The 17,516-nt window shown below is 51.2% G+C and carries 20 protein-coding genes; 10 read left to right on the forward strand and 10 right to left on the reverse strand.

Annotated elements, in window-relative coordinates; genetic code table 11:
* The first annotated feature begins 24 nt into the window (after nt 1–24).
* Nucleotides 25–531, forward strand: a complete 507-nt coding sequence (tpx, locus tag J4613_RS03200) for a thiol peroxidase (protein ID WP_000084401.1) — start codon at nt 25–27, stop codon at nt 529–531.
* Nucleotides 532–620: 89 nt separating this feature from the next.
* On the opposite strand, the gene tyrR is transcribed toward tpx, so the two are convergent.
* The 8 genes from tyrR to pspA form a co-directional block, all read right to left on the reverse strand.
* On the reverse strand, nt 621–2,162 hold the full coding sequence (gene tyrR / locus J4613_RS03205) for a transcriptional regulator TyrR (protein WP_001235493.1): 1,542 nt from the start codon (nt 2,160–2,162) through the stop codon (nt 621–623).
* 147 nt (nt 2,163–2,309) lie between these two features.
* On the reverse strand, nt 2,310–3,371 hold the full coding sequence (locus J4613_RS03210; RefSeq protein ID WP_001294479.1) for a TIGR01620 family protein: 1,062 nt from the start codon (nt 3,369–3,371) through the stop codon (nt 2,310–2,312).
* Nucleotides 3,368–4,765: a YcjX family protein gene (locus J4613_RS03215; RefSeq protein WP_023244932.1), complete on the reverse strand. Its 1,398-nt coding sequence runs from the start codon at nt 4,763–4,765 to the stop codon at nt 3,368–3,370. Before J4613_RS03215 ends, J4613_RS03210 begins: the two co-directional genes overlap by 4 nt.
* Nucleotides 4,766–4,913: 148 nt before the next feature.
* On the reverse strand, nt 4,914–5,228 hold the full coding sequence (gene pspE, locus J4613_RS03220; RefSeq protein ID WP_000913432.1) for a thiosulfate sulfurtransferase PspE: 315 nt from the start codon (nt 5,226–5,228) through the stop codon (nt 4,914–4,916).
* 75 nt (nt 5,229–5,303) lie between these two features.
* Entirely contained in the window at nt 5,304–5,522 is a 219-nt protein-coding gene (gene pspD / locus J4613_RS03225; protein ID WP_001097607.1) for a phage shock protein PspD, read from the reverse strand.
* A gap of 22 nt (nt 5,523–5,544) precedes the next feature.
* On the reverse strand, nt 5,545–5,904 hold the full coding sequence (gene pspC, locus J4613_RS03230; protein ID WP_000508938.1) for an envelope stress response membrane protein PspC: 360 nt from the start codon (nt 5,902–5,904) through the stop codon (nt 5,545–5,547).
* A complete protein-coding gene (pspB, locus tag J4613_RS03235; RefSeq protein WP_001274953.1) occupies nt 5,904–6,128 on the reverse strand; it encodes an envelope stress response membrane protein PspB in 225 nt (74 codons plus the stop codon). Before pspB ends, pspC begins: the two co-directional genes overlap by 1 nt.
* Before the next feature lie 59 nt (nt 6,129–6,187).
* Nucleotides 6,188–6,856 (reverse strand): phage shock protein PspA, encoded by a 669-nt coding sequence (gene pspA / locus J4613_RS03240; RefSeq protein ID WP_000510996.1) that lies wholly within the window; start codon nt 6,854–6,856, stop codon nt 6,188–6,190.
* A 170-nt stretch (nt 6,857–7,026) separates the two neighbouring features.
* Here pspA and pspF point away from each other — a divergent pair, with 170 nt between their 5' ends.
* From pspF to sapF, 6 genes are all read left to right on the forward strand, one after another.
* Nucleotides 7,027–8,007 (forward strand): phage shock protein operon transcriptional activator, encoded by a 981-nt coding sequence (gene pspF / locus J4613_RS03245; RefSeq protein WP_001738297.1) that lies wholly within the window; start codon nt 7,027–7,029, stop codon nt 8,005–8,007.
* Between the two features lie 111 nt (nt 8,008–8,118).
* Nucleotides 8,119–9,768: a peptide ABC transporter substrate-binding protein SapA gene (sapA, locus tag J4613_RS03250; RefSeq protein ID WP_001241628.1), complete on the forward strand. Its 1,650-nt coding sequence runs from the start codon at nt 8,119–8,121 to the stop codon at nt 9,766–9,768.
* Nucleotides 9,765–10,730 carry a peptide ABC transporter permease SapB gene (gene sapB, locus J4613_RS03255; RefSeq protein ID WP_000583298.1) on the forward strand — a complete coding sequence of 322 codons (966 nt, stop codon included), beginning with the start codon at nt 9,765–9,767 and terminating at the stop codon, nt 10,728–10,730. The genes sapA and sapB overlap by 4 nt, the downstream gene beginning before the upstream one ends.
* On the forward strand, nt 10,717–11,607 hold the full coding sequence (sapC, locus tag J4613_RS03260; protein WP_001146150.1) for a peptide ABC transporter permease SapC: 891 nt from the start codon (nt 10,717–10,719) through the stop codon (nt 11,605–11,607). Before sapB ends, sapC begins: the two co-directional genes overlap by 14 nt.
* Nucleotides 11,607–12,599: a peptide ABC transporter ATP-binding protein SapD gene (gene sapD / locus J4613_RS03265; RefSeq protein WP_001128869.1), complete on the forward strand. Its 993-nt coding sequence runs from the start codon at nt 11,607–11,609 to the stop codon at nt 12,597–12,599. Before sapC ends, sapD begins: the two co-directional genes overlap by 1 nt.
* Before the next feature lies 1 nt (nt 12,600).
* Nucleotides 12,601–13,407 (forward strand): peptide ABC transporter ATP-binding protein SapF, encoded by an 807-nt coding sequence (sapF, locus tag J4613_RS03270; RefSeq protein ID WP_000230462.1) that lies wholly within the window; start codon nt 12,601–12,603, stop codon nt 13,405–13,407.
* Between the two features lie 15 nt (nt 13,408–13,422).
* Here sapF and J4613_RS03275 read toward each other — a convergent pair whose 3' ends face one another.
* Together J4613_RS03275 and steC are read right to left on the reverse strand one after the other, a co-directional pair.
* The gene (locus J4613_RS03275) at nt 13,423–14,130 is read right to left on the reverse strand and encodes an EAL domain-containing protein (protein WP_001268395.1); all 708 of its coding nucleotides are present in this window, start codon (nt 14,128–14,130) and stop codon (nt 13,423–13,425) included.
* Between the two features lie 466 nt (nt 14,131–14,596).
* Complete coding sequence (gene steC / locus J4613_RS03280) at nt 14,597–15,970, reverse strand: SPI-2 type III secretion system effector kinase SteC (RefSeq protein WP_063044338.1); 1,374 nt, start codon at nt 15,968–15,970, stop codon at nt 14,597–14,599.
* A 34-nt stretch (nt 15,971–16,004) separates the two neighbouring features.
* Here steC and J4613_RS03285 point away from each other — a divergent pair, with 34 nt between their 5' ends.
* From J4613_RS03285 to fabI, 3 genes are all read left to right on the forward strand, one after another.
* A complete protein-coding gene (locus tag J4613_RS03285) occupies nt 16,005–16,184 on the forward strand; it encodes a hypothetical protein (RefSeq protein WP_010989024.1) in 180 nt (59 codons plus the stop codon).
* The gene (locus J4613_RS03290; protein WP_031604207.1) at nt 16,159–16,458 is read left to right on the forward strand and encodes a hypothetical protein; all 300 of its coding nucleotides are present in this window, start codon (nt 16,159–16,161) and stop codon (nt 16,456–16,458) included. The genes J4613_RS03285 and J4613_RS03290 overlap by 26 nt, the downstream gene beginning before the upstream one ends.
* A 117-nt stretch (nt 16,459–16,575) precedes the next feature.
* Nucleotides 16,576–17,364, forward strand: coding sequence for an enoyl-ACP reductase FabI (gene fabI, locus J4613_RS03295; RefSeq protein ID WP_000506501.1), 789 nt, complete (start codon nt 16,576–16,578; stop codon nt 17,362–17,364).
* The last annotated feature ends 152 nt before the right edge of the window (nt 17,365–17,516 follow it).

Here is a 17,516-nt window from a genome sequence, read left to right on the forward strand (position 1 = left end):
CTATAAGTAAATAGGAACATAATTATGTCACAGACTGTACATTTCCAGGGTAACCCGGTCACCGTTGCCAACGTTATTCCGCAGGCTGGTAGCAAAGCACAGGCTTTTACTCTTGTCGCAAAAGATTTGTCTGACGTTTCCCTCAGCCAATATGCAGGCAAACGCAAAGTGCTGAATATTTTCCCAAGCATTGATACTGGCGTATGCGCCGCATCAGTTCGTAAGTTTAATCAACTGGCCACAGAAGTGGAGAATACCGTCGTATTGTGCGTTTCTGCTGACCTGCCTTTTGCACAGTCGCGTTTTTGCGGCGCGGAAGGCCTGAGCAACGTTATTACGCTTTCCACTCTGCGTAATAACGAGTTTCTGAAAAACTACGGCGTCGAAATCGTTGACGGCCCGCTGAAAGGTTTGGCGGCGCGCGCAGTCATCGTGCTTGACGAAAACGACAACGTTATTTTCAGCCAGTTGGTGGATGAAATCACCCACGAGCCGGATTACGACGCCGCGCTTAATGTCCTGAAGGCATAAGCCAGCGACTGCTGGCGCTACGTTTGTCAGTGCTACAGGCGGTGCTCTTTTGTCACAAGAAGGCCTCTATCCGGAGGCCTTCTTTTTTTCTACTCTTCACCCTTCTTCTGGCTCAGACCATATTCACGCAGCTTATTGGCAATCGCGGTGTGCGATACCCCCAACCGTTTCGCCAGTTTACGCGTACTCGGATAGCTACGATAAAGCTGGGTCAGGACAGAACGTTCAAAACGACTGGTAATGTCATCCAGCGAGCCTTCCATCGCATCCTCGCCGACTGCCACCGTCGCGGCATCGTAGTCAGGCAGCAGGATATCCTGCGGACGCAGCTCATACCCTTCCAGTTGCGTCAGCGCCCGGTAAATCGCATTTTTAAGCTGGCGAACGTTACCCGGCCAGCCGTAACGAGTGAGGACCGTACTCAGATCGGCAGACAGTTTCGGTCGCGGAACGCCCTGTTCGTCGGCAAAACGCGCCACGAACAGTTCGGTCAACGGCATAATATCCTGCGGACAATCGCGCAACGGCGGCAAATTAAGCGTCAGAACGTTAAGTCGATAATAGAGATCTTCGCGGAACAGTCCTTTTTGCACCAGCTCCACCAGATTTTTCTGCGTGGCGCAGATAACGCGGACATCAACATGAATTTCGTGATCTTCGCCGACGCGACGGAACGTACCATCGTTGAGAAAACGCAGCAGCTTCGCCTGCATACGCGGCGACATTTCGCCAATTTCATCCAGCAGCACCGAACCGCCATTCGCCTGTTCAAAGAAACCTTTTTTACCTTCCGGCGCATGGCCAAATAGTTCGCTTTCTACCGCATCTTCCGGGATTGAAGCGCAGTTGAGCGCCAGATACGGTTTCGCTGAACGAGGGCTTGCCTGGTGACAGGCATAGGCGAAAAGATCTTTGCCGGTTCCCGTATCGCCGGTAATCAGCAGCGGCGCGCTGAGCATCGCCAGTTTGCGCGCCTGCTCAACGACGTGCTTCATCTTTGCGCTCACGGCAATAATCTGACTAAACGCGCTCAGATCCTGCGTGGACAAATTCTGTAGCTGCTGCCCCATACGAATCGTGGAACGCAACATCACTACCGCCCCGGTCAACACGTATTCGTCATTTTCGTTTTGTAAATGTACCGGCGTAATCTCCATCAGGAAGTTTTGCCCGTTGATCACGACATGTTCGTTATGGGAGCTTTGCGGGTTACCGTCCAGCCAGCGCTGAAAATTGAAGCCGTTGATTAATTGTGCGGCGGTATGGTGCCGCATTCGCTCCTGGCTCTGGGCAAAAAGCTGACAACTCGCCGGGTTCGCCATCTCCACTTTACTCTTCATATCCAATGAGAGCACCGGCTCCGGCAACGCCTCAAGCAGCGCGCTCAGGGCCAGATGTTCACGTTCGGACGGCATCCAGGGAACGGTACGGACATCCGTTACGCCGGAAATACGGCGGATTTCGGCCATCAGGCTGCTAAAGTCGGTGAATTCCAGCTCAGCAAAATTAAGATAAATTCGCCCAATGGGATCAATCTCGATTCCGCGTAAATCAATGCTACGTAACACCAGTAAATCAAGTAATTCGCGGGTCAGACCAAGTCGGTCTTCACAAAAGACTTCCAGACGCATGGGAACCTTCACCTGAATAATGAACCATTAAATAGATGATAAGCCACTATTCGGCTGGCAGGAAGGATTCTGTCAACAAATATTGACAGCATGGCGGAAAAACGGGCGCTGCGGCGTAAAGCCAGGCCGTCAGCGCCATGTGAAAGGTCATTTCTCAGGCGACGACTTACTCTTTTGCAGCGTCTCTTTTAGCTGACCGATAAGCTGACGACGAAAATCACCGAGACGTGGTTTATCGTTATCGATCCACGGCAATGGTCGACATAGCTCCATCGCTTTTATTCCCAGTCGAGCGGTAAGGAGACCTGCGCCAATCCCCTGCGCCGCACGCGTGGACAAGCGTGCGGCCAGATCCTGAGACATCCAGTCCATACCGACTTCACGCACCAGCTCACTGGCTCCCGCAAACGCGATATTCAGCAACACCAGACGGAACAGACGAAGGCGGCTGTAATAACCAAGTTCAATGCCATACAGCGTTGCGATGCGGTTAATCAGGCGTAAATTACGCCAGGCAATAAACGCCATATCCACCAACGCTAACGGGCTGACGGCGATCATCAGAGTCGATTCCGCGGCGAAACGGCTAATCTCACGTCGCGCCTGCGCGTCAAGTACCGGCTGTACCAGATGCGCATACAAGCCGACGATTTCCCTGTCGTTTTGCGTTTCGTGAATAGCGGCATACCAACGTTGTAATGCCGGATGTGATTGATCAATCCCCGCCTGCTGCGCCAGTTTTTCGCAAAATGCGCGACCTTTCCCGACGCTATGGCTATGTAACAGTTCACGCGCTTCATCGCGTTCATGCGCCCGCTGGCGCAAGCGCCATAATCGCCGCCACTCCGTGACCACCGATCCCACGCCAGCGCCAACGATCAGCGCGCCTGCGGCACAGCCGCCTAAAGCGACCCAGTCCTGAGTTTGCCAGGCATTCATTGTCCACTGTACGCCTTGCCCGACCACGCTCACGCCAAACAGCGCCAGCCCTCCCATCACCATTTTACGCCACAGGCTGCGTTTGGGGCGCAGCGCGGCATCGACCGCCGCTTCTGCCGCGCCTTCGTCTTCCGGGGGCTCATCGATAGCCGCAGGCGCAAATGTACGCGACTCCGCTTCGCTGAAAGTTTGCTGCGCTTTGAAGGCCGACGTAGACTCCTCCTTTAGCGGTTCTGCAAAATCAATACGCGGTTTTAACGGTTCGCTCATCGCAGCTTATCTCCTATTAAAAACTCCAGCGCAGTGTCCAGACGAATATGCGGTAACGGTTTATCAACATCCATCACCTGCGGACGAAAGGCTTCGAACTGAAAACCCTGACTATCCCAAAACGCTTGCCCCGGCAAACGCGAAGGCACTTCGCCGGGGTACACGGTTAACGGCGCGCCGTCACTCAAACGGTTTCCACGTAAAGCCGGGATTTTTTCACCGTTGACCTCAATCACGCCGCTGGTGGTCGCCTGTACCGACGCCAGCCCCAGGCAATCCATACTAATGCCTTCAAACGCGGCATTTTGCCAGGCATCCTGAATAAGCTGCTGGAGCAAGGCCACCATATTGGCATGTTGGTCGAGGGTGACATGGTCGGCTTTCGTCGCGGCGAACAGCAATTTATCAATCACCGGCGAAAACAAGCGGCGAAACAGAGTCCGCTGGCCATAGTGAAAACTTTGCATCAGCTGCGTTAAAGCGAGACGCATATCATTAAACGCCTGCGGCCCGCTATTAAGCGGTTGCAGACAGTCGACCAGCACAATCTGGCGATCAAAGCGTAGAAAATGATTTTTGTAGAACCCTTTGACCACTTTTTCGCAATAGTAGTTAAAGCGTTCGCGCAGCATTCCAGCGTTGGTCTGCTTATCCGCCTGCGCCAGTTTTGACTCGCCGAAGGCGTCCACATCCGGCCACGGGAAAAACTGCAACGCTGGCGCGCCCGCCATATCGCCCGGCAAAACAAACCGTCCAGGTTGAATAAAATGCAATCCCTGCGATTTACACTGATGCAAATAATCCGTCCAGGCGGCGGCAATCTCCGCCAGCCGATTTTCATCGGCGGGCGCCAGCGGATCGAGCCCGTCGCAAAGTTGCCGCCATTTTGCGGCCCACTCAGCGCGTTGCCCTTGTAACAAGCCGTTCATCTGACGGGACCAGCTTAAATAATCCTGAGCCAGCATGGGCAGATCGAGTAACCATTCCCCTGGATAGTCCACAATCTCCAGATACAATGTCGAGGTATCTTTAAAATGGCGCAGCAGCGAGTCGTTGGAGCGATAGCGCAACGCCAGCCGAATCTCACTGACGCCGCGCGTCGGTGTGGGCCATGCGGGAGGATTGCCATAAAGCTGAAGTATCCCCTCGTCGTAGGTAAAACGGGGAATACCAAAATCACGTTGAGGCACGCGCTTTACGCCAAGCAGGCGTTCTTCACGTACCGCGCTGAGCAACGGTAAGCGCGCGCCCGCGTGGACATTAAGCAACTGGTTAACCATCGCCGTGATAAACGCTGTTTTACCGCTGCGGCTCAACCCGGTTACGGCAAGACGCAAATGCCTGTCTACCCCACGATTGACCAGCGCGTTGAGTTCAGTTTTAAGTCGCTTCATTGACATCCTGTTGAGCCTGAAGAGAAGAAAAAATAATAACGAGCCTGCGTTATAGATATGTGCAAAAACGTTATTATCAACTACCCGGAGAGATCAACAACGGCGCATTAAGCGCCGCGGTTAGTATGAGTATTGAGCAATAGATTATCTATTTTTTTACTTTCGGCATATCAAGACGACTGATGCCGCCCATATTCATCGCGTGCGTATACCCCATATCAAGCAACATTTGTTTTGCCATGCCCGACTGTCGTCCGGAGTTGCAATATAACTTTACCGTATCGTTCCTGTCTGGAACTACCGTTTCGATATGAGATTTAATCTCCTTCAATGGGATATTAATCGCGCCCTGAATATGCTCACGCTGATATTGTTCCGGAATGCGGACATCTATCCAGTATTCTGCGGCATAAAGCGGCATGGCTACGAATAACGCTAACGCAAATATTCCTTTTTTCAACATACTTCCGTCCTGACACGTAATGTATTTCGCACACACTATACGCCAGAGCTTAACGAAATATTATGACCAGACTCGCTATTTGTAACGCTGCGAAATTTTATTCGCCGCCTTACGAAGTACTGGCTCCAGCGCAAACGCCAGCAACATTTTTAGCGGACGACGGGCGACGGATTTTACCGCCCATCCCGCCACGCCGGCAGGCCCGTAGCGTAACGCGGTCAACAGAACCAGCTTACCTGCTATTTTGAAGCCGGGCTTCACCTTCTGCCCGGCGCGTTGCCAGCGAGTATTCATCTTCACCTTCCCGATATATCAGTTACAGTTGACGGAAACGACTACGCAGTGTGAACGTATCTGACGTGACGTAGCGTTCCATTTCTCGCAAACGCTTTTCGCCTGCGGCAAGCTCTCTGTCTACGGTATCCAGCAGTTCGCCGCTGGTCGGCTGCGGTTTGCCTGCGGCCAGATTATCCGGCATAGGGTCCAGTACAAAAGACAGAACGATATAGGCCACTACGGTAAAAAACGCCAGCCCAAAGAAAATCGACAGCACGACCAGAATACGCACCAGTTTTACCGGTACATCAAGGTAGTCGGCGATCCCGGCGCAAACGCCACGCACCATGCCCTTTTGCGGCATACGCCATAGTTTTTTATTCAGATTGATTCCACCCATTAGCGCTCTCTCCAGTTCGGATGCTCTGCATCAAGAATGTCTTCCAGCGCCTGAATGCGCTCGCGCATACGTTGCGCATCGTCTGTGAGTTGCAGTAAGCGTTGCTGCTCGCTTTGCGACAGTTCTCCCCGACCGGCGCGGTTGCTGTAATGCAGCCACAGCCAAATCGGTAACACAAACAACACAAAAATGGTTAACGGGATGGCCAGAAATAGCGCGCTCATGCGTTCTCCTTACACCTAAAGCTGATGAGCGACGGCGCGTATCGGCGCCGCCATTGTCATTATTGATTATCTTGCTTCATTTTGGCTTTCAACTGCGCAAGCTGCTCGCTGATTTCATCATCGGCTTTCAGGTTGGCAAACTGTTGGTCCAGCGATTGCTGCTTACCAAAACGATGACTTTCCGCTTCCGCTTCCATTTGATCGATACGACGTTCAAAGGATTCAAACCGCGCCATGGCTTCATCCAGTTTGCCGCTGTCAAGCTGACGACGGACATCGCGGGAAGAACTCGCCGCCTGATGACGCAGCATCAGCGCCTGCTGGCGAGCGCGTGTTTCGCTGAGTTTGTTTTCCAGCTCGCCAATCTCTTTCTTCATGCGCGCCAGCGTGTCATCCACCAGCGTGACTTCCTGTTCAAGCGTAGCAATTAAATCGGTCAGCTTTTGTTTTTCAATCAATGCGGCGCGCGCCAGATCGTCTTTATCTTTGCGCAGGGCCAGTTCCGCTTTTTCCTGCCACTCGATCTGCTGAGCCGTAGCCTGTTCAATACGACGGGATAACTGTTTCTTTTCCGCTAAAGCTCGCGCGGAGTTCGAGCGAACCTCCACCAGCGTATCTTCCATCTCCTGAATCATCAGGCGCACCAGCTTCTGCGGATCTTCCGCTTTTTCCAACAACGCATTGATATTGGCGTTCACGATGTCGGCAAAACGAGAAAAAATACCCATAATTCAATCCTCACATAATGTTCTGATAACGGGCGATGCCCTGCTACATGATTAATACAATTTGCGTGCCAACTTTTCATGTCACTGATAATAAAGAAATTGTTTCGTTTTACCTCGCCAGCAAAAAAGGATAAAGTGGTGAAAAACACTAACAAGTGGCGATTTTCATCATGGCTGAATTTAAAGATAACCTGCTCGGCGAGGCAAACCGTTTTCTTGAAGTACTGGAACAAGTCTCCCGGCTCGCGCCGCTGGATAAGCCAGTGCTGATTATTGGCGAACGCGGGACGGGTAAAGAACTTATCGCCAATCGCCTGCACTATCTCTCTTCACGCTGGCAGGGGCCGCTTATCTCGCTTAACTGCGCGGCGCTTAACGAAAACCTGCTGGACTCCGAACTGTTTGGTCATGAAGCGGGTGCTTTTACCGGGGCGCAAAAACGCCATCCCGGTCGCTTTGAACGCGCCGATGGCGGCACGCTGTTTTTGGATGAACTGGCGACAGCGCCGATGCTGGTACAGGAAAAGCTGCTGCGGGTGATTGAATATGGCGAGCTAGAGCGCGTCGGCGGCAGCCAGCCGTTACAGGTTAATGTGCGATTAGTATGCGCCACTAATGCCGATTTACCCGCCATGGTGAAGGAAGGGACATTTCGTGCCGATCTGCTCGACAGGCTGGCTTTTGATGTTGTACAACTGCCGCCGCTGCGCGAACGCCAGAGCGATATTATGCTGATGGCCGAGCACTTTGCTATTCAGATGTGTCGTGAGCTACGTCTGCCCTTATTTCCCGGTTTTACCGATCGGGCAAAAGAAACGTTGTTGCATTACGCCTGGCCAGGTAATGTCCGCGAGCTGAAAAACGTAGTCGAACGTTCAGTGTATCGCCACGGCAGTAGTGAACAACCTTTGGATGAAATTGTTATCGATCCTTTTCAACGCCATCCCGCTGAACCGCCCGCGCCCGCCCTGCCAGCGGCATCCGTCACGCCTGACCTGCCGCTCAAATTACGTGAGTTTCAACTGCAACAGGAAAAAGCGCTGCTGCAACGTAGCTTACAGCAGGCGAAGTTTAACCAGAAACGAGCCGCCGATTTGCTGGCGCTCACCTACCACCAGTTTCGCGCCTTGCTTAAAAAGCATCAGCTTTAGCTATTTCTCCGGCTAATTGACGACATTTACGCCAGTTATCCACCGACATTTTTACGTGGCGGGCCGAAGTGCGATACACTTTGCAAATTGAACTTCAAAAACTTAACTATTATGCGCCTGGTTTTATCGTCTCTGATCGTGATAGCGGGTCTACTAAGTAGTCAGGCTACGGCTGCGACTGCGCCCGAACAAACTGCGAGTGCAGATATTCGCGATAGCGGCTTTGTGTATTGTGTCAGCGGGCAGGTCAACACTTTTAATCCGCAAAAAGCGAGCAGCGGCCTCATCGTCGATACCCTGGCCGCCCAGTTATATGATCGCCTGTTGGATGTCGATCCCTATACTTATCGTTTAGTCCCAGAGCTGGCAGAAAGCTGGGAAGTGCTGGATAACGGGGCAACGTACCGTTTTCACCTGCGCCGCGACGTTTCCTTTCAAAAAACAGCCTGGTTTACGCCGACCCGAAAACTCAATGCTGATGATGTCGTCTTTACCTTTCAGCGGATTTTTGATCGTCGGCATCCGTGGCATAACATCAACGGCAGTAGCTTCCCCTACTTTGATAGCCTACAGTTCGCCGACAATGTAAAAAGCGTGCGTAAGCTGGACAATAACACCGTTGAGTTTCGCCTGACGCAGCCAGACGCCTCCTTTTTATGGCATCTGGCTACACACTACGCTTCCGTCATGTCCGCTGAGTACGCCGCGCAGCTTAGCCGAAAAGATCGTCAGGAACTGCTAGACCGCCAACCGGTCGGCACCGGGCCTTTCCAGCTTTCGGAGTACCGTGCCGGACAGTTTATTCGTCTCCAGCGCCACGATGGGTTTTGGCGCGGCAAACCGCTGATGCCGCAAGTGGTAGTGGATTTAGGCTCCGGCGGTACCGGGCGTTTATCGAAATTACTGACCGGTGAATGCGATGTTCTGGCCTGGCCCGCCGCCAGCCAGCTAACTATTTTACGCGACGATCCGCGTTTGCGCCTGACGTTGCGCCCGGGGATGAATATCGCCTATCTGGCCTTTAACACCGATAAGCCGCCGTTGAATAATCCCGCAGTGCGCCATGCGCTGGCCTTATCGATCAACAACCAGCGTCTGATGCAGTCGATTTATTACGGCACGGCGGAAACCGCAGCCTCCATTTTACCGAGAGCCTCATGGGCTTACGATAACGATGCCAAAATTACGGAGTACAATCCGGAAAAATCGCGCGAACAGCTAAAAGCGCTGGGCATTGAGAATCTTACGCTGCATCTCTGGGTGCCGACCAGTTCTCAGGCCTGGAACCCAAGTCCGCTAAAAACGGCGGAGCTTATTCAGGCGGATATGGCGCAGGTTGGCGTAAAAGTGGTCATTGTGCCGGTTGAAGGTCGTTTTCAGGAGGCGCGCCTGATGGATATGAATCACGATCTGACCTTATCCGGCTGGGCCACGGACAGCAACGATCCGGATAGCTTTTTCAGACCGCTGTTAAGCTGTGCGGCCATCAATTCGCAAACCAATTTCGCCCACTGGTGTAACCCTGAATTTGACAGCGTGCTGCGTAAGGCACTGTCGTCGCAGCAGTTGGCTTCGCGCATAGAAGCGTATGAGGAAGCGCAGAATATCCTGGAGAAAGAGCTGCCGATACTGCCGCTGGCATCATCACTACGCCTGCAGGCTTACCGCTACGATATTAAAGGGCTGGTGTTAAGCCCGTTCGGCAATGCGTCTTTTGCCGGCGTCTCCCGCGAAAAACACGAAGAGGTGAAAAAACCATGATTATCTTCACCCTGCGTCGGTTATTGCTGTTGCTGGTGACGCTCTTCTTCCTGACCTTTATCGGCTTTAGCCTGAGCTATTTTACGCCGCATGCGCCGCTACAAGGCGCATCATTATGGAATGCCTGGGTTTTCTGGTTCAACGGTCTGCTGCACTGGGACTTTGGCGTGTCCAGCATTAACGGCCAGCTGATCTCCGAACAGCTTAAAGAGGTGTTTCCCGCCACGATGGAGCTGTGCATTCTCGCCTTTGGTTTTGCGCTGATGGTCGGCATCCCGGTCGGGATGCTGGCGGGCGTGACGCGTAGCAAATGGCCGGATCGTTTTATCAGCGCGCTGGCACTATTAGGTTTCTCAATTCCGGTTTTCTGGCTGGCGCTTCTGCTCACACTGTTCTTTTCGCTCACGCTGGGGTGGCTGCCGGTATCCGGGCGATTTGACCTGCTTTATGAAGTTAAACCGGTTACCGGTTTCGCCATCATTGACGCCTGGATTTCAGATTCGCCATGGCGTGATGAAATGGTGATGAGCGCCATACGGCATATGGTTTTACCGGTGCTCACGCTCTCCGTCGCGCCGACCACAGAAGTGATCCGCCTGATGCGAATCAGCACTATTGAGGTCTACGATCAGAACTACGTTAAAGCGGCGGCCACGCGCGGCTTATCGCGCTTTACGATTTTACGCCGTCACGTGTTGCATAATGCGCTGCCGCCGGTCATTCCCCGTCTTGGTCTGCAGTTTTCAACCATGTTAACGCTGGCGATGATTACCGAAATGGTTTTCAGCTGGCCAGGGCTGGGACGATGGTTAATTCACGCTATTCGTCAGCAGGACTATGCCGCTATTTCCGCTGGCGTGATGGTCATTGGCTCGCTGGTTATTGTGGTCAATGTGATTTCCGATATTTTGGGTGCTATGGCTAACCCTCTGAAACATAAGGAATGGTATGCCTTACGATAGCGTATACAGCGAAAAGCGCCCGCCAGGCACCCTGCGCACTGCCTGGCGTAAATTTTATAGCGACGCGCCTGCGATGGTGGGTCTGTATGGATGCGCCGGTCTGGCGTTGCTGTGTATTTTTGGCGGCTGGATCGCGCCCTATGGTATCGATCAGCAATTTCTGGGCTATCAGCTACTGCCACCCTCCTGGTCACGCTATGGCGAAGTCTCCTTTTTTCTGGGGACTGACGATCTGGGGCGCGATGTGCTGAGCCGCCTGTTAAGCGGCGCGGCGCCCACGGTCGGCGGCGCGTTTATCGTAACGCTGGCGGCTACGCTATGTGGATTAGTCCTCGGCGTAGTGGCAGGCGCGACCCACGGTTTACGCTCTGCCGTACTGAACCATATTCTGGACACGCTGCTTTCCATCCCTTCGCTCTTGCTGGCGATTATCGTTGTGGCATTTGCCGGCCCACATCTGTCACACGCGATGTTTGCCGTCTGGCTGGCCCTGTTGCCGCGAATGGTACGTTCCGTCTATAGCATGGTGCATGATGAACTGGAAAAAGAGTACGTCATTGCCGCCCGTCTGGATGGCGCGACAACGCTGAATATTCTGTGGTTCGCCATTTTACCGAATATTACCGCCGGTCTGGTCACCGAAATTACCCGGGCGCTGTCGATGGCGATTCTGGACATCGCCGCGCTGGGATTTTTAGATCTCGGCGCGCAGCTTCCCTCTCCTGAATGGGGCGCCATGTTGGGGGATGCGCTGGAGCTAATCTATGTCGCGCCGTGGACCGTTATGCTACCCGGCGCGGCGATAACGCTCAGTGTTTTACTGGTAAACCTGCTCGGAGATGGGATTCGTCGTGCGATTATTGCGGGGGTGGAATAATGCCGTTACTGGATATCCGCAATCTCACCATTGAATTTAAAACCAGCGAAGGTTGGGTAAAAGCGGTCGATCGCGTCAGTATGACATTAAGCGAAGGTGAAATTCGCGGCCTGGTAGGTGAATCGGGTTCCGGAAAGAGCTTGATTGCTAAAGCTATTTGCGGCGTCGCGAAAGACAACTGGCGAGTCACTGCCGACCGTATGCGTTTTGATGATATCGATCTGCTGCGCCTCTCCTCACGTGAACGGCGTAAGCTGGTCGGACATAATGTGTCGATGATCTTCCAGGAGCCGCAGTCGTGCCTTGATCCTTCCGAACGCGTCGGCCGCCAGTTAATGCAAAATATTCCCGCCTGGACCTATAAAGGCCGCTGGTGGCAGCGTTTAGGCTGGCGTAAACGGCGTGCAATTGAATTACTGCACCGGGTGGGAATTAAAGATCATAAAGACGCGATGCGCAGTTTTCCCTATGAACTGACCGATGGTGAGTGTCAGAAAGTTATGATCGCTATCGCGCTGGCGAATCAACCGCGACTCCTGATCGCTGATGAACCCACCAACTCAATGGAACCAACGACGCAGGCGCAAATTTTTCGCCTGCTGACCCGACTGAATCAAAACAGTAATACCACCATTCTGTTGATTAGCCACGACCTGCAAATGCTGAGTCAGTGGGCTGATAAAATCAACGTTTTATACTGCGGCCAGACGGTAGAAACCGCGCCAAGTAAAGATCTGGTGACGACGCCACATCATCCTTATACGCAGGCGCTTATCCGCGCGATTCCGGATTTTGGCAGCGCGATGCCGCATAAAAGCCGTCTGAATACGCTGCCAGGCGCGATCCCGCTACTGGAGCAGTTACCGATAGGTTGTCGTCTGGGGCCACGCTGCCCTTACGCGCAACGAGAATGCATTATCACGCCACGCTTAACCGGCGCGAAAAATCATCTCTATGCCTGTCATTTTCCGCTGAATATGGAGAGAGAGTGATATGGTGGAAACTCTGCTTGAAGTGCGCAACCTGAGTAAAACCTTTCGCTACCGGACAGGATGGTTTCGTCGCCAGACCGTCGACGCCGTGAAACCATTAAGCTTTACGCTTCGTGAGCGTCAGACCCTGGCCATTATCGGCGAAAACGGTTCCGGCAAATCCACGCTGGCGAAGATGCTGGCCGGCATGATTGAACCCACCAGCGGCGAGCTTCTTATTGACGATCATCCCCTGCATTACGGCGACTATTCGTTTCGAAGCCAACGTATTCGAATGATTTTTCAGGACCCCTCAACGTCACTGAATCCACGTCAACGTATTTCGCAGATCCTTGACTTCCCCCTGCGCCTTAATACCGATCTGGAGCCGGAACAGCGGCGCAAACAGATTGTCGAGACGATGCGTATGGTGGGGCTATTGCCCGATCACGTAAGCTACTACCCGCATATGCTGGCGCCGGGGCAGAAACAGCGTCTGGGCCTGGCCCGCGCGCTGATTTTACGCCCTAAAGTCATTATCGCGGACGAAGCGCTGGCTTCGCTTGATATGTCCATGCGCTCGCAGCTCATCAATCTGATGCTTGAATTGCAGGAAAAGCAAGGCATCTCCTATATCTATGTCACGCAGCATATCGGCATGATGAAGCATATTAGCGATCAGGTATTAGTGATGCATCAGGGGGAAGTGGTTGAACGCGGCAGCACCGCCGATGTGCTCGCCTCTCCGCTACATGAGCTTACCCGCCGTTTAATCGCAGGCCATTTTGGCGAGGCGCTGACCGCTGACGCATGGCGAAAGGATCGCTAAGCGAAACAAATACCCTCAGTTCGATTCTCTGAGGGTGTTCATGCGACTGCCCAACAGCAATGTTTCAACCTCTTCTAACGCAACGGAAGGAAATAACGTGCCCTGGGTTGCCCAAATGCCTGCCGTTTTTAACACCGGCAAATAGCGTGTGTTTTCCTGGCCCCCCACCACGATCTTGTCACAATAACGCCGGATATGTTTGACAAGCAGCGGAAACGTCATTTTTTCAATTTGTGAGACAAAAAAGCTGCGATCAAGTTTTACGCCGCTAAAACACCCGCAAACTAATGGCGCAGCAGTTGCATTCCCTACGCCCAGGTCGCCCAGCCATAATGGATTAGGTTGCTTATGAAGCGCGTGTATTAAAGGATCGATTAAGGCGTTATCTTGACATGAAAAATGTTCAGCGACCTGCAGCTCCACAAATAGCATGGCGTGTAGTAATGCGCGAATATCTTTATCCTGAAGGACAAGCTGCGCCATACCCCGATCAATATTTACGATACAGAATAGGCCGTGGCGTAGAAACCAGCCATGTTTGGCCGCGATTGTCCGCAACAGATCAAGCAGAAAACGGCGCTTCTGCGAATTGTCCCATGACGAGATAACAAACTCAGGGTGTAGCGGACGAGCGGGCGACGATGCAAAATGGGTAATAATTTCGACACCCAGTAAATCCCCCTCCATTGCCCTTATCGGCTCTGCCATAAAAAAATAGCGCATGTGACCACTCCACTTGATCTTAACTCCCTGATAATGCGCTTTTAACGCAAATCAATCAATAAAAACGATCAATATATAAAAAATGATCGAAAAAAACAATATATGTTAACTTCATGATAACTTGCTAATTTTATGTTTTGAGAATGTTCTTCTATTGCTATAAGGAAATTTACATACTATGCCGAACAACGCTAATACGACGGCATGAGACCATCCGTAAAGTCAGGTTTTTCTTGTCAGGCAGAGGGGAAAAATCAAGGCGAGTTAATGGTGTTGCACCATCGCATGGCATTTCACCCACTATGGCAGCGCGGCATCGCCAACCCTAATGGCGAGTTGCATCTCCGCTACAGGCTGTCCAGATCCCCCGAACGACCTTGAAGCGAATAGCAACTCTCAATAATTGATCGGCAAATCTGTAGCGAATGAGCCCCCGGCGATTCGCAGAAAAGAACTGAACTAAATGCTATTTTTTTAATTCATTCTTTAATACCTTAGCCACAAGAGTCCCTTCCTCAGGCGCGGCTAGTTTAAAACGTCTTCCTGGCGCAGGTGTCTGTTCTTCCTCTCCGATTAACGCATCAAGATCCGCAATAAGTGACTTATAATATTCAATATCTTCAGTATCTCCTTCGGTCTCGGCCCGCTTTAATTTTATCATGTGATGGGCCTTAATTTGCTCTTCCAGTTGCCTTGTTGCAAGAGAAACGCTTCGCTGTTGCCGGGATTCTTGTGACAGCACCATTTGATCGCCATCCACAAAGAAAAGAACCCCTTCTTTAATCAGAATATTACCTAAGATATTTATATCATGCATAAAAACCCCCCGGGATTTAAGAAGCTCCTCCGCCATTCGATAGTTATCTTCATCTTCAACATCGAACTCCTGACCTTGAATATATTTTGAAACTAAAACCGTAACGTCTTTACCATTAATATTCATGATGGCCGAACGAGAAAAATTCTTGTCGCCATTGGCCATATTCAAATACTTACTGACACGCTCAGGATGACAATTACGATGTTCCTGAGAGTTAACATCCACTTTTATTCCCCGCTCATTAACTGGAATCTTAACAACAAAGTCATCATGTAACCGATAGACTGTCCCATAACTTCCGCTACCTATTTTATTTTTTTCAATATCACGCATGCGAATATTTTTCTGAAACTCCGGCGAGTTAATAAACGCCTCTATTGCCGCTGGTTGTGATGCATCCGTCTGATCAATAGCGCCGCTCTCATAACCAGACGCCGTGGCGGGCGTGGTCAGGAAGTCTATCAAACGTTGCTCAAAAGCCTCATAGATTCCATTACTACCTGCCTCGCTCGGCGGTAGATTATCATTACCCAAAGCGGCAAGCGTAATTTCCCCGTTATTATAATTAAACATCGTTTCTTTTAAAAAATCGACGCAACGTTCAGAACACTCCGTCTCGGTCACTAATACTCCATCGTAAAACATCTGTAGTAGTAACATATTTTCTTGATGTGCTAATACCTCTACAGTGTATTTATCTATTGTTTCAGGCCTGGAGACATCAATAAGTTTAATATATCCAAGAAGGGGGCGCCATCGTGTACAGTCTTCATCTCGCTTCGAAAATGGTCCTGGAGAGAAAGGCCCTTTAATATCGGGATGCTCTTTTTTTTGGCACAGTAGATTATAGATTTCTCTATAATCAGAAATTAAACTTCGCCTGGTAAATATATTCCTGAAAAAATCTATAAATTTCTCACACGTTGAAAAAACATGTTCTCTTTTATTATCGATGATATCTCTTAAATACCTTTCTGATATCTGGCAACTATGATTTCCGATATGAAATGTAAACGGCATATGTCTCATCCTCTGAAAATTTATTATAATACACATGCAAACATATAAAAACCTGATTTGTAACTACTGTAATCACCTGATTTCCAAAATTTTTCATATTCAGTATTACTCTGCATCAATAAATAGAGAAAACCTTCAGCACCTAAAAAAGAAATTATTTTTGTTAAGCATTTGCTGGTTAAAATTACATGTCCATAACATCGCTAATAGGTGAGGTAAACCATTTGGATGAATATTCAGGCTTCCTACAGAACCTTTATTTGTCTGGTGGAAAGCGCATCGCTATCGTACTTGCTGTCCGTCCCGGTGTCTCTGGTTGGATGAGGCGAACCTTACACCAGCTGGTATACTGCACCGTAGGGCCTGTCCCATTAGACTCTTTGATTTGCCAGTTTGGCCCCGGGGAGTGCTCAAAATCCTCAGGGACTTCGTTACCGTGTGGTTTTAGAACGTCACCTGCCGGTGATAGCGGCGGAAAAATAGCGTGACACACGGGGCCAGGAGTGGGATATAATTTCAGACTAATTTCGAATAATGTTGAAAAGTTGCTGTTAACCATTGTTCGTAAAAGCAAAAAATAAGCAATGACTATAAGGATTAAAGCTATGGGTTTTCTTTCCGGTAAGCGCATTCTGGTCACTGGCGTGGCCAGTAAACTGTCCATCGCCTACGGTATCGCACAGGCGATGCACCGCGAAGGAGCTGAACTGGCGTTCACCTACCAGAACGACAAACTGAAAGGCCGCGTAGAAGAATTTGCTGCCCAGCTGGGTTCCAGCATCGTTTTACCGTGTGATGTCGCTGAAGATGCCAGCATTGACGCTATGTTTGCAGAGCTGGGTAACGTTTGGCCGAAATTTGACGGTTTCGTACACTCGATTGGTTTCGCGCCTGGCGATCAGCTGGACGGCGATTATGTTAATGCGGTTACCCGCGAAGGCTTTAAAATCGCTCACGATATTAGCTCTTACAGCTTCGTTGCCATGGCGAAAGCCTGCCGCACCATGCTGAATCCGGGTTCTGCGCTGTTGACCTTGTCTTATCTGGGAGCGGAGCGCGCCATCCCGAACTACAATGTCATGGGTCTGGCGAAAGCCTCTCTGGAAGCCAACGTGCGTTATATGGCAAATGCAATGGGGCCGGAAGGCGTTCGCGTCAACGCCATCTCTGCGGGCCCGATCCGCACGCTGGCGGCGTCCGGTATTAAAGACTTCCGTAAAATGCTGGCGCATTGTGAAGCCGTTACGCCAATTCGTCGCACCGTGACCATTGAAGATGTGGGTAACTCAGCGGCGTTTCTGTGTTCCGATCTCTCGGCAGGCATTTCTGGCGAAGTCGTCCATGTTGACGGCGGGTTCAGCATTGCGGCAATGAATGAACTGGAACTGAAGTAAGCGCATTAAGTTTATTAGCGGGCGGCACGGCTGTGCTGCCCCATTCCCCTCACTCACCACTCATCTCGTTATATAGCGTTCTGATATTTGTTATCACCTAACAATCTTTCATCCCTTTCCCGCATACGCCAGGATAATCCAGCATAAACGAT

It is taken from the genome of Salmonella sp. 32020114201800008SM (genome assembly GCF_017572025.1).
GTDB classification, from domain to species: domain Bacteria; phylum Pseudomonadota; class Gammaproteobacteria; order Enterobacterales; family Enterobacteriaceae; genus Salmonella; species Salmonella enterica.

Excerpts from the sequence above, each read along its gene's own strand:
- tpx (WP_000084401.1), top strand. The coding sequence starts at position 25 with ATGTCACAGACTGTACATTTCCAGGGTAACCCGGTCACCGTTGCCAAC.
- tyrR (WP_001235493.1), bottom strand. The coding sequence starts at position 2,162 with ATGCGTCTGGAAGTCTTTTGTGAAGACCGACTTGGTCTGACCCGCGAA.
- J4613_RS03210 (WP_001294479.1), bottom strand. The coding sequence starts at position 3,371 with ATGAGCGAACCGTTAAAACCGCGTATTGATTTTGCAGAACCGCTAAAG.
- J4613_RS03215 (WP_023244932.1), bottom strand. The coding sequence starts at position 4,765 with ATGAAGCGACTTAAAACTGAACTCAACGCGCTGGTCAATCGTGGGGTA.
- pspE (WP_000913432.1), bottom strand. The coding sequence starts at position 5,228 with ATGTTGAAAAAAGGAATATTTGCGTTAGCGTTATTCGTAGCCATGCCG.
- pspD (WP_001097607.1), bottom strand. The coding sequence starts at position 5,522 with ATGAATACTCGCTGGCAACGCGCCGGGCAGAAGGTGAAGCCCGGCTTC.
- pspC (WP_000508938.1), bottom strand. The coding sequence starts at position 5,904 with ATGGGTGGAATCAATCTGAATAAAAAACTATGGCGTATGCCGCAAAAG.
- pspB (WP_001274953.1), bottom strand. The coding sequence starts at position 6,128 with ATGAGCGCGCTATTTCTGGCCATCCCGTTAACCATTTTTGTGTTGTTT.
- pspA (WP_000510996.1), bottom strand. The coding sequence starts at position 6,856 with ATGGGTATTTTTTCTCGTTTTGCCGACATCGTGAACGCCAATATCAAT.
- pspF (WP_001738297.1), top strand. The coding sequence starts at position 7,027 with ATGGCTGAATTTAAAGATAACCTGCTCGGCGAGGCAAACCGTTTTCTT.
- sapA (WP_001241628.1), top strand. The coding sequence starts at position 8,119 with ATGCGCCTGGTTTTATCGTCTCTGATCGTGATAGCGGGTCTACTAAGT.
- sapB (WP_000583298.1), top strand. The coding sequence starts at position 9,765 with ATGATTATCTTCACCCTGCGTCGGTTATTGCTGTTGCTGGTGACGCTC.
- sapC (WP_001146150.1), top strand. The coding sequence starts at position 10,717 with ATGCCTTACGATAGCGTATACAGCGAAAAGCGCCCGCCAGGCACCCTG.
- sapD (WP_001128869.1), top strand. The coding sequence starts at position 11,607 with ATGCCGTTACTGGATATCCGCAATCTCACCATTGAATTTAAAACCAGC.
- sapF (WP_000230462.1), top strand. The coding sequence starts at position 12,601 with ATGGTGGAAACTCTGCTTGAAGTGCGCAACCTGAGTAAAACCTTTCGC.
- J4613_RS03275 (WP_001268395.1), bottom strand. The coding sequence starts at position 14,130 with ATGCGCTATTTTTTTATGGCAGAGCCGATAAGGGCAATGGAGGGGGAT.
- steC (WP_063044338.1), bottom strand. The coding sequence starts at position 15,970 with ATGCCGTTTACATTTCATATCGGAAATCATAGTTGCCAGATATCAGAA.
- J4613_RS03285 (WP_010989024.1), top strand. The coding sequence starts at position 16,005 with ATGCAAACATATAAAAACCTGATTTGTAACTACTGTAATCACCTGATT.
- J4613_RS03290 (WP_031604207.1), top strand. The coding sequence starts at position 16,159 with ATGTCCATAACATCGCTAATAGGTGAGGTAAACCATTTGGATGAATAT.
- fabI (WP_000506501.1), top strand. The coding sequence starts at position 16,576 with ATGGGTTTTCTTTCCGGTAAGCGCATTCTGGTCACTGGCGTGGCCAGT.